Source organism: Acinetobacter sp. NBRC 110496 (assembly GCF_000876115.1).
GTDB lineage: Bacteria > Pseudomonadota > Gammaproteobacteria > Pseudomonadales > Moraxellaceae > Acinetobacter.
Genome location: NZ_BBTF01000013.1, coordinates 78,396 through 89,076, shown reverse-complemented (window position 1 = coordinate 89,076; position 10,681 = coordinate 78,396). Strand labels below are relative to the sequence as shown.

At 41.4% G+C, this 10,681-nt stretch carries 12 protein-coding genes; 4 read left to right on the top strand and 8 right to left on the bottom strand.

Features of this window, described 5'->3' with window-relative positions:
* On the top strand, positions 1-486 hold a 486-nt coding region (locus Aba26S_RS08950; RefSeq protein WP_052500215.1), incomplete at its 5' end, for a hypothetical protein.
* 52 nt (positions 487-538) lie between these two features.
* Here the strand turns inward: Aba26S_RS08950 and Aba26S_RS08945 are convergent.
* Both Aba26S_RS08945 and Aba26S_RS08940 read right to left on the bottom strand, forming a co-directional pair.
* Positions 539-1,111, bottom strand: coding sequence for a hypothetical protein (locus Aba26S_RS08945; protein ID WP_043971461.1), 573 nt, complete (start codon positions 1,109-1,111; stop codon positions 539-541).
* A 19-nt stretch (positions 1,112-1,130) separates the two neighbouring features.
* The gene (locus tag Aba26S_RS08940; protein ID WP_043971459.1) at positions 1,131-1,910 is read right to left on the bottom strand and encodes a class I SAM-dependent methyltransferase; all 780 of its coding nucleotides are present in this window, start codon (positions 1,908-1,910) and stop codon (positions 1,131-1,133) included.
* A 121-nt stretch (positions 1,911-2,031) separates the two neighbouring features.
* On the opposite strand from Aba26S_RS08940, the gene Aba26S_RS08935 reads away from it, so the two are divergent.
* Positions 2,032-3,303, top strand: a complete 1,272-nt coding sequence (locus Aba26S_RS08935) for a hypothetical protein (protein WP_043971456.1) — start codon at positions 2,032-2,034, stop codon at positions 3,301-3,303.
* A 63-nt stretch (positions 3,304-3,366) separates the two neighbouring features.
* Here Aba26S_RS08935 and Aba26S_RS08930 read toward each other — a convergent pair whose 3' ends face one another.
* Entirely contained in the window at positions 3,367-3,981 is a 615-nt protein-coding gene (locus Aba26S_RS08930; RefSeq protein ID WP_005238481.1) for a hypothetical protein, read from the bottom strand.
* 613 nt (positions 3,982-4,594) lie between these two features.
* On the opposite strand from Aba26S_RS08930, the gene Aba26S_RS08925 reads away from it, so the two are divergent.
* Both Aba26S_RS08925 and Aba26S_RS08920 read left to right on the top strand, forming a co-directional pair.
* The gene (locus Aba26S_RS08925) at positions 4,595-4,906 is read left to right on the top strand and encodes a hypothetical protein (protein ID WP_005238483.1); all 312 of its coding nucleotides are present in this window, start codon (positions 4,595-4,597) and stop codon (positions 4,904-4,906) included.
* Positions 4,907-4,980: 74 nt separating this feature from the next.
* Positions 4,981-6,336 carry a S8 family serine peptidase gene (locus Aba26S_RS08920; protein WP_043971454.1) on the top strand — a complete coding sequence of 452 codons (1,356 nt, stop codon included), beginning with the start codon at positions 4,981-4,983 and terminating at the stop codon, positions 6,334-6,336.
* Positions 6,337-6,424: 88 nt separating this feature from the next.
* Here Aba26S_RS08920 and Aba26S_RS08915 read toward each other — a convergent pair whose 3' ends face one another.
* The 5 genes from Aba26S_RS08915 to Aba26S_RS08895 form a co-directional block, all read right to left on the bottom strand.
* Positions 6,425-6,835 carry a hypothetical protein gene (locus Aba26S_RS08915; RefSeq protein ID WP_043971451.1) on the bottom strand — a complete coding sequence of 137 codons (411 nt, stop codon included), beginning with the start codon at positions 6,833-6,835 and terminating at the stop codon, positions 6,425-6,427.
* Positions 6,836-7,056: 221 nt separating this feature from the next.
* Entirely contained in the window at positions 7,057-7,479 is a 423-nt protein-coding gene (locus Aba26S_RS08910; RefSeq protein ID WP_043971449.1) for a hypothetical protein, read from the bottom strand.
* Between the two features lie 105 nt (positions 7,480-7,584).
* Complete coding sequence (locus tag Aba26S_RS08905) at positions 7,585-8,058, bottom strand: hypothetical protein (RefSeq protein WP_005238492.1); 474 nt, start codon at positions 8,056-8,058, stop codon at positions 7,585-7,587.
* 73 nt (positions 8,059-8,131) lie between these two features.
* Positions 8,132-10,198, bottom strand: a complete 2,067-nt coding sequence (glyS, locus tag Aba26S_RS08900; RefSeq protein WP_043971446.1) for a glycine--tRNA ligase subunit beta — start codon at positions 10,196-10,198, stop codon at positions 8,132-8,134.
* Entirely contained in the window at positions 10,195-10,671 is a 477-nt protein-coding gene (locus tag Aba26S_RS08895) for a DUF6678 family protein (RefSeq protein ID WP_005238496.1), read from the bottom strand. Before Aba26S_RS08895 ends, glyS begins: the two co-directional genes overlap by 4 nt.
* Positions 10,672-10,681 lie beyond the last annotated feature (10 nt).

The following is a 10,681-nucleotide window of genomic DNA, read 5'->3' as shown; positions in this document are numbered from 1 at the left end:
TATAATATTGCCAATGGCTTAGCGCCTACGGTGGCCTATCAATCGATTTCAGTCCTCAAACCTTTTGATGGAAATTTCCGTATTCTCGGTTCAAAAGTCTATCAGGATGACGAGCAAGCCAAATTTTCTCCGATTGACTATGCGGTGAGTCTGGGACTTTTTGCTGATCCAGCAATTGCAAGAACCATCGATGTGCGTCAGTATGACCGTTATCTAAACTGGAAAATGACAAAATTACCCGTACCACCAGATCAAGCGATCAAAATGGTGTCTAATATGCATATTATTCCGGCCAATCCAGAGATTGCGAAACAAATCAAACAAGTGAAACGAGGTGACTTGGTGCAGTTAAAGGGCGAGTTGGTCGAGATCCGAGATAAGGACTTGGTGTGGAAATCGTCATTAACTCCAGGTGGTGTCGGCGATGGTGCGTGTGAACTGTTCCGTGTGAGCTCAATTCACTGGATTGAGAAACAGAATATTTAATAATGAATTTGCAATAAAAAAGGGGCATTAGTCCCTTTTTTATTTATTTCAGTTACTCAGCTTGCATTTTGGTTTCAGCTGGTTGCGCATTTCTCCAGTAGTGTAACTGGCTTTGTGCATGTAGATATTCATTGAGATGATTGACCTGTTGGCTGGTATCTGTCTTTTGAGGGCTAGTACTGCGATTTGCCTGTTCTAGAACCTTGGCCTGATGATCCCAATAATCATAGAGTAAACCCTGAATATAACGTCCTTGCTCAGTTTTGAGTTCCAGTTCTTTGAGCATCTTCAATGCGGAGTTCACGTTATCTTTTTGGCGTTGCTGCTCGAATTCTGGAGTTAAGCTATTGGCCTCTTTCATCTTGGCCAGTTCCATTTCCATGCTATCACTCATATCGGTAAAGCGACGGTCATAGTCATCCAAGATGGCAATATCATGCCCATCATCTGCTGTGGCTGGGAAATGTTTAATCGGGGTTTGATTGAGTTGACCAATCGCATCTTTGGCCGAGCTGCTTTGCTGCTCCTTATTTGCCGCTGGTTCTTTGTCCTTATTACAAGCGTTGAGCAGCAGCACTGAACTGAGTAGGCAGGTGATGGCAAAGGTGGTTTTAAGCTTAGACATAGTTCAACTCGTTCAATAATTAATTTGATATTTTCTGAAAATGGTAGGCAAAGGTGGTATAGGGGAAACTAATCTGATCTTGTGCAGTTAAACCTGTAAAATCAAATACAATTTGTTCAAACTTTGCTTTGAGTTGTTGCTGTTCAACGGTCGGCATTGCTGCGATAAAACTGGTGGATAGCAAGCGTTTACTGACCACTTGTTCGACAGTCCCCTGATGTGACTGCTGGAAGGTCTGTAATCCATCTAATTTAAATAGCGTTTGGTTCTCAAAGACCTGTTTCCATAATTCACTATGATAACGAGGGGTGTTACCTTCCAAGGGGGCAATTGCATCGGCCAAGGCTTTGACCCAATCGACACGGGTATCACGCTGATTCCAGATCAGCCCCAAGTGTCCAGATGCGGTGAGGACCCGATGGATTTCAGTTAAAGTTTCAATATTGGCAAACCAGTGGAACGATTGAGCACACAGAATGGCATCAATTGACGCATTGACGAATGGTAGCTCGCTACTGAATGCTTGCAGGCAGTCGACAGTTGGATAGGTCTGTTGAAGCTGCTGTAACATTTCCGTGACAGGCTCGACGGCAATCACTTTGGCCTGTGTCTGAATCAGGGAGGGTAAGAATTTGCCAGTCCCAGCACCGAGGTCAACAACCGTGGAGCTTTTACCTATTTGGAGCCGATCTTGCAGCCAAACTACTATTTCTTGCGGGTAACTAGGGCGCACCTGTTGGTATAGTTCGGCCCCTAAACTAAAGCCTTTTTCAGCAGCAGGATGTAAGGATTGTGTCATTTTTTGCGCTTTTTAATCTGTCTTAACTCTATAAAATAAGATACTCCGCAATTATGGTTTGGCAAAGCGATCATTTGGTGACTTTTTGCTACAAGCCTAGGATCAATTTTTCAGTGTGAGCATGGATAAGCAAATAATATTTGAAGATGAGCATATTCGCGTTATTTTTTTAAAAGGTGCAAGTGACACTTTAGTGATTTCGTTTGGTGATTTGATTAGTCGCGCGAAAGGCATGTCAATTAATGCTGAAAAATCCTTAATCAAATATCAGTACAATGTGATCGGTATTATGCCGAAGCAAAAATCATGGTTTCCGAAAACGAGCATGTTGCAGATGCAGCAACAGATCCAGCCGATTTTGCAGCAATTCAAGGATATTGTGGGTTATGGCGGCTCAATGGGTGGCTATGCTGCAATCAAGTATTCAAACTTATTGAATATGCAAAAGATCGTGGCTTTTGTACCACAATTTTCGATTGATCCTGATGTGGTACAGGATCGCCGTTATGCTGAGTTCTTTGATACTTCTATCCATCAAGATATGCAGATTCAGGCCGATGAAGTGGATGCATCGCGTGAATACATCATCGTCTATGATCCGTACTTTGCAGAAGATAAAGAGCATTTCTTAAAGATTCAGCCTTTATTGCCTAAAATGCATGTGATTCATCTACCTTTTACAGGTCATGAAGCACTTTCCGTGTTGGCAAGTTCCCAGCTGTTGAATGATTTTGTGGTTAAACCATTTGAAATCACGTATTTCTATCAACGCGTTCGGGAGGTTAAGAAGCAGAGCAAGTTCTATTATCGTCACGTACTCGATGCCTTATTGCCACGCCATCATCATGCCTTATTAAAAATTCTAGAGCAGAATGAAATGGCTTTAGATGAGCGTTATTTTGATGCGATCCTTAAACAAAAACTGGTACAACAGCTGTTTAATTTGAAACAGGGGACAGAACAGAATCTGCATAAGCTAGGAGTTCATCTGCATTTTGTACAACACAGCGAGACATTACCCGCCAATGTGATCAATGCGCAGAATCAGTTTCTGGTGTTTAATCTGGCAAGCTTGAAATTAGAGAGCTACAGCGCTGACATCATTGCAGCCAATCCAGCCTATCTCTTGCCTTTAAACCTGACGGCCAATAGCTTGGTCAAACTGAGATTGAATGATGAATATTATTTCCTCACGATGAATGATCGAGGTATTCATAAATTGGTCAAAGAGGGTGAACCTTTTGCGCTGGATCAATCGCCGTTGGTGTTTAAACACTACGCAGATTTCTATAGTCTGAGCTATAAACAGCTGAGCCTATGTTGTGATGCACACGGTCTAACTCATTTTATTGAAAATAACACGGATGAGCAAAGCAAGCTGCAACTTTGCTGAGTGAAATCATGTGTATAAAAAAGCCCTTTGACGCAGCAAAGGGCTTTTTAGATTAGATTTTAATTAGTTTCTGCCAATTTTGGCATTGGTATTGACGTTCGCATTAACACCAAGCACTTTTACACCGACATTCGCACCAGTTTGTAGGTTCTTCTTATCTGCATTCAAGCCTGTTTGGGCATTTACAGATGAGGTTTTACCATTGACTTGTGCTTGCGCGTTGGTTTGAGCGCCAACATTGAGCGATTTAGATTGAGTTGCATTCTTCTTCTCTGCAATACGTTGTTTTACATTTGCAGTAGTATCTGCGGCCAACTCTTTGCCATCTACAGCTTTATCTACTGCATAGTTTGTCGTGGTTTTTACTGCTTCACCAGTTTTATTGACAACGGTTGAGCCAACATTGCTTGCTGCGCTCACAGTTTTTTGTGTGGCTGAAACACCTGTATTTACCGCAGCATGTCCCACATTATGTGCAGTTTGGCCAACGCCTTGTGCGACTTGACCAACGCCTTGTGCTGTACCTTTGACTGCACCTGTGACGCCTTTAAGCAGTCCACCAGATTGTACATTGACTTGAGCTGAGCCACTGGCATTTGCATCAACATTCTGTGCAAAAACGGAAACAGAGGTGAGGATACTAGTTGTGACGATAGCTGTTTTGATCATTTTTTTCATTGCGATTTCCTTAAGCGATGTACCGTATTGAGGTACTTCATCAACGCCATTGCATCATAGCGAGCAAAAAAACAGAAATGTGTGATTTTCATCAAACGTTACAACCAGATTACAGCTTGAAAACAATCTGGCGAGAAATTGTGGAGATATGTTTTTGTGTTAAGCACGTGAAAAGTAATGTTTTTTAATAAATATAAGTTGCTGTAAAAAATAAATTTTAGATTGTTTTTAAGACAATTATTATTAACTTTATTTCTTATTTTTTAGCTAAATGAATATGAAAATTAAGAATATCTAAATTGATTTAAACTCATTTCAAATTGATTAAAAAAATGGCATTTTTATTGCTTGGTATATCGATGTGAACTCATGATTTGGCTTTTTTAGCTAATATTTTTTGTCATAAGATCGATCTTTAGGGTGTTAATTGTACTTTTAAACGTATAAAACTAAAGCAGAAGCTTGCGGTATTTTTAGATAACACGACGATTTAAATCGTATTTTATTTGAAGATATAGGTGAAATATAAAGTGAATATTAAAATTTATTCGCATTGTGCATAGAAAAAACTGAAAACCAAGTCATGGCCAATAAAGAGCGCTGGAGAATATAAATGAAACAGATTGCAGCATTCCTACTTGTCTTAATCGGGCTCGGTGTGGTGGTTTTTTATTTTGAACCAGCAGAATCGAACAGTTCAGCAGCTGATGCTGCGATTTATCAAATTCACCCTGAACAAACAGGGGTAAGTGCAACCGTTTTACATCCACAGGAGAACAAAGCCACAGAACATACCACCTCAACCATGTTAAATAAATTGGATAAAACTCAAAAAGATGACCAATTTTATGACACCAAAAGCGATCCTTCGATACAACCGATTGATCCTGAAACTGATCCAGCAAATGAAATTAAAACACTTTAAATGATCTGGATTTCTTTACCCAAGAAAAACAGGCAATAAAACAGTTCTTTATCCAAGAACGATGGAGATGAATAGTGAACAATAAAACTTTATTACTTTTAAGCTTATGTACTTTTATCACCACGACCACTTCCGCCGCGACACTGAATGCGGTGCAACTCAAACAAAGTCTCAGCTTGGCAGCATTAAACAAGGTCGAGAAAGGTAAAATTAATCTTGCTGCCTTGCTCGATAATGATTCAAATGATTTATTGATCGAATATGAGAACAGTGCAACCCGCACTGCTTTGGGGCGAGAAAAACGTAGCCTGATTGCAGAGGGTAAAAACCAGTTTAAAAATAAATTTGATAAAGCAGCCGGCTTTCAAACCTTAAGAGAGTTTAATGGTTTACCTTTGGGCTTATATCGTATTCAGAATCGGGAAACGCTGGCACAGGTTTTAAATGATCCGAATGTCAAAGGTGTTTATCCAAATCGTAAAAATGTGCCAACGACCATGCAAAGTTTGCCTTTAATTAATCAGCCACAAGCGGTGAGTAATGGCTTTACTGGAGAAGGCACCAGTGTGGTGGTGATTGATACAGGGGTAAATTATAAACATGCTGATTTTGGCTGTACCGCAGTTAATACCCCAGCTTCAAGCTGTCGCGTGGTCTATGCTTTTGATAGTGCGCCTGACGATAACAGCTTAGATGATGATGGACATGGTAGTAACGTTTCAGCCATTGTTGCCAAAGTTGCAAGTAAAACCAAAATTATCGGAATTGATGCTTTTAGAAAGGTGAGATCACAGGGACAATTAGTGAGTACGGCTTATGACAGTGATATTCTGGCGGGTATTAATTGGGCCGTGAATAATGCACAAACTTATAATATTAAAGCGATTAATTTAAGTTTGGGGACGCCTGGGGTGAAATATACCTCTGAATGTAGTAACAGTAGTTATGGCACTGCATTTGCCAATGCACGAGCAGCAGGTGTCGTGCCTGTGGTGGCTTCGGGCAATGACGCCTTTGCTGATGGGATTTCTTCTCCTGCGTGTGTGGCAGGTGCAGTTCGCGTAGGTGCAGTCTACGATAGCAATATTGGCGGCGTATCGTGGGGCAATCCGTTGAAGTGTTCTGATCCAACCACAGCAGCTGATAAAATTACCTGCTTTAGTAATGGCGGCTCATTAGTGACTTTATTGGCACCAGGCGCGATGATTACTGCAGGCGGTGAAACTCAAGGCGGTACTTCACAAGCGGCACCGCACGTGGCAGGCGCAATTGCATTATTACGTGCCAATGGTGTGACGCCATCCGAAACTATTGATCAAACGGTGAATCGTTTAAGAGTGACGGGTAAACCCATTACCGATACACGCACGGGTTTAGTGTTCCCACGTATTGACTTACTTGCTGCAACCAGTGGGCTTAGTTCAAATTAAGATGATTGTGTAGTTAAAAGATTGATCTAAAATAGTTTAAAAGCCATAACGCGTTGCAGCTAGAGATAGATGCAACGCGTTTTTTTAGTTAATGGCACTGTGCTAGGTTACTGGCGCTAAAATTACTTTGTAGTTTTTGGAAATTGGCTTGAGTAGTCGCATCTTGTACATCAAAGGTGGTTGCGATTGCCGGTTGGCCAAGAATTTTATCTTTATAGTATTGCGTTGTAGAGTTTGCTGAAATTAACCCATGTTGATTAAAGACCCAACGTTCAACTGCCTGACCACCCTCGAAATAGCCAGTAAACTCAATCAGGCAGTGATGATCATGTTTGATTAATTTTGCAATATTACCTTGCGTTGAGGGTGTCGCACCAATATTTTTCACTTGTTGTAAGGGCTGGGTGATGTTGCTCTGGGTGGAAAGTGTCGAACAAGCAGTAAAACTGATTGCACTGACGCAGCAAAGTAGACTGGTTTTGAGAGGGTGTTGGGTCATATGCAAAAATTCCGATCCTATGAATTTATGCGTTTGAGTGTGTCGGCAAAGTCGGTGAAATTCAATGAATGTTTTGAGTAAGCACTGTAAATTTAAGGCTTATTTTTAAAATCCATATTGTGCCGTTTTTATGTAGTGGTATTCGGCAGGGCTCAAGTTTGTTGAGGTTGGATTAAATTTGAAGAAATAAAAAAGCCTCTACGTTATCGAGGCCTTGGCATTTAGTTTTTTGAGGACTGACTAAGTTCAGCACGTTCAATCGGGACATTACCCTCATTGGTCCCCACGACAGCATCTTTGGTGTCTTGCCATTTCTTAGCCGTGTATTGTGTCGCTTTCTTGGTTTGCTCTTGCACGATTTCAGCTTGTTCAGCTGAGTATTCTTTGGTGCTTTTCCATTTTTCACTCATCTTTTGCGAGGTGTTATCCGATGCACCTTGGATTGAATCGCCCAAATTCTGCATGCCTTTACCTGTTTTATAGAGCAGGATGCGCCCTAGACTTGGGTTGTCGCCATAGGGCATGGCTTTTTCAGGCACAGCATTAGAAGCAGTGCTTGTGGTGTTGGTTGTGTCTGCTGCCCATAGAGAAGACGATGCCGCCAATGCAGTGGTTAAACATAATAGTTGTACTTTATTCATCATCTTTTCTGTCCTTTCCGCGATAGGGTCGCAATCGAGATTTTATATCTTATCGTTGGAGCGAAGAAAAGAGTGGGGATGATATGAAATTGATACGGTACGTAACCTTTAACTAAAACTTATGCAGAAAAAGAAGAGAAATAAAACGCCAAAAATGCCTAAAAAAATGAAGTAATCTTGTTTACGTATATTTGCAAATCGTATAACGGATAAGTAGATTGAGCCTAAAAAGATAGATGAGAAAGTCAGGATACAAGGGAGTGGCTGATTAAAGAGCAATACTGTATTGCCAAATAAAATAAAAATGATGCTGCTGCTGATCCAGTAGAGCGAGGAAAATAAAAATTTCTTGAGCGCTAATTGACTGACAGATTGATCTAAACGGGGTAAGACAACTGCCAAAATAATCAGTGCAATCATTCCACCCAAAATCGAAATGATCATAAAAAACAGGCCACTCATATCGGGTTTGGTTCGAATGAATGGATAGTGTTGGTAGGCTGCCCAACTGATTAAGAGTAAAGCGGCATGTATAACGGTAAGAATGAGATCGATACGATAGTAATTTTTAGATTGAATCATTTTTATTAATCAAAGTTCATAAAAAACCTGCTATTACTAGCAGGTTTCTTTAAGCATTCAAATAAATACAGGCTTAACCCTGCAATACACTTACATCTGCAATTGCCGTGAATAAATCACGCAACTGAGCCAATAAACGTAAACGGTTGGCTTTTAATTCTGCATCATCTGCCATCACCATTACACCTTCAAAGAAAGCATCGATTGGCGCACGAAGCGCAGCCAGCTTAGACAACGCTTCAGTGTAGTTACGTGCAGCAAGCAATGGCTGAACCACAGGTGTGAGGGTAGACAACTCTGCATAAAGTGCTTTTTCAGCAGCTTCAACTAGATTGGCTTCAACCACAGCACCTTCTGGTGTCGCTTCTTTAGCAAGAATATTGGCAACACGTTTGTTTGCCGCAGCCAATGCCGCCGCTTCTGGCAAAGTACGGAAATGGTTGACTGCAGTGACACGCTTGTCAAAATCAAGAGGAGATTTTGGTGCAAGCGCTTGAACCGCTTGAATCACATCAACCGCAACGCCTTGATCTTCATACTTGGCACGGTAACGACCTTCCAGGAATGCCACGGCATCCGCACGGGTTTTATCATGATCTTTAACCACATCGCCATAACCTTGCAAGGCAAAGTTCACTAACTCTTCAATCGTCACATCGAGTTCATTTTCGATGATTAAACGCAAGATACCGATTGCAGAACGACGTAATGCAAATGGATCTTTCGAACCTGTTGGTGCTTGACCGATACCGAAAATACCGACCAATGTATCTAAACGATCCGCAAGGGCAATGGTGGTACCTGTCTTGGTTTGCGGCAATACATCGCCCGCAAATTTCGGTAAATACTGCTCACCTAAAGCTTCGGCGACCTCAACATTTTCACCTTCAAGGCGTGCATAGTAGGTGCCTGCAATCCCTTGAAGTTCTGGGAATTCACCGACAAGTTCAGAGGTTAAGTCACATTTCGCCAGTAATGCTGCTTTCTCAGCATCAGCCACATTAGCGCTGGTAATTGGAGACAATGCCACAGCCAATTTCGCAATACGTTGTGATTTGTCCCACAGCGTACCCAATTGCGCCTGAAAGACCATGTTGGCTAATTTTTCTTTACGAGAGGCAAGCGGTTGCTTTTGATCTTGCAAGAAGAAGAATTCCGCATCAGACAAACGAGGGCGTACAACTTTCTCATTGCCTTCAATGATTTGAGTCGGATCTTTAGACTCAATATTTGAAATGGTAATGAAGTAAGGCTGTAATTTACCTTCGGCGTTGATTAAGCAGAAATACTTTTGGTTATCCTGCATGGTGGTAATCAAGGCTTCTTGTGGAACCGCTAAATAACGTTCTTCGAAAGTTGCACGTAAAGCTACAGGCCATTCAACCAGACTGGTGACTTCATCAAGCAAGTCTGCTGGCACAATAGCAGTCGCATTGACTTCATCTGCCAATGTTTTGACTTGTGCTTGAATCGTCGCTTGACGCTTTTCAAAGTTTGCAACTACATATGCTTGTTCTAAAGTCACCAAGTAGTCATTTGCATGTGCCAAAGTCACGGCTTCAGGTGCATGGAAACGATGACCATAAGTCACATTACCTGCTTTGTGATCTTGAATGGTTGCTTCAACCACTTGATCATCTTTGAGCAATACCACCCATTTTACTGGACGAACGAATTCAGTGCGGCTTGCTGCTGAACGCATACGTTTTGCGATAGGTAAGTTATCCAATGCAGTCTGTAAAATTTGTGGCAGTAAAACATCAAGGCTTTGACCTTTGACATCTTTCAAGAAGCACACTTTTTCAACTTTACCAGCTTGGAACGTCGAAAGCTGGTCAACGCTAATGCCTTGACCGCGCATAAAGCCTTCAAGTGCTTTGGTCGGTTTGCCTTCAGCATCATAAGCCGCTTGTACCGCAGGGCCATCAAAACGTTTTTGTGTATCTGCCTGAGCTGCATCGATATCAACAATTTTCAATGCTAAACGACGTGGTGCAGCATAGGCTTCGATAGAGGCAAAGTTTAAGCCTGCCTCTTTTAAGCCTTTTTCAGTTTCTGCTTTAAGTGCGTCACGCAAAGTCTTTAAGCTTTTGGGTGGAAGTTCTTCACAACCCAATTCAAATAGTACGGTATGTGTCATTTCCATGTATCCGAAAAAATATGGTGTGGCTGTACAAAGTTGGTTTGGGGTGGAAAATCCGTTTCATCTTTGGGTAGGTATCCCCAAATCCGAATGACATCTTCACGTTGTTCAAACTCTAAACCAATCTTTACCAATAAATTTTTAAATCGAGCCGAGTGGTCAATGATTTTTTTATGTCCCCAAGGCTTTTCAATCTGATGCTCTAATGTACTTAAGTCTAGCCATAACACCCCTGCGAATGGATAGGGTAAATGACCAAACCACTCAACATCCCAATTGCTGATAAATTTATTACTGATCCAGCAATAACGATAACTAGGACTCCAGTCGTCATTTTGCATAAATGTGATCAGCTCAGACCACTTGGTATTGTTGGCAGCACTCACCCATTGACCATTTTTAACGGCATTGGCAATACTTTGCTGCTGATCGTCAATACCATAATGGACAATAGAGTGAGGATTTTGCATCAGAAAAACA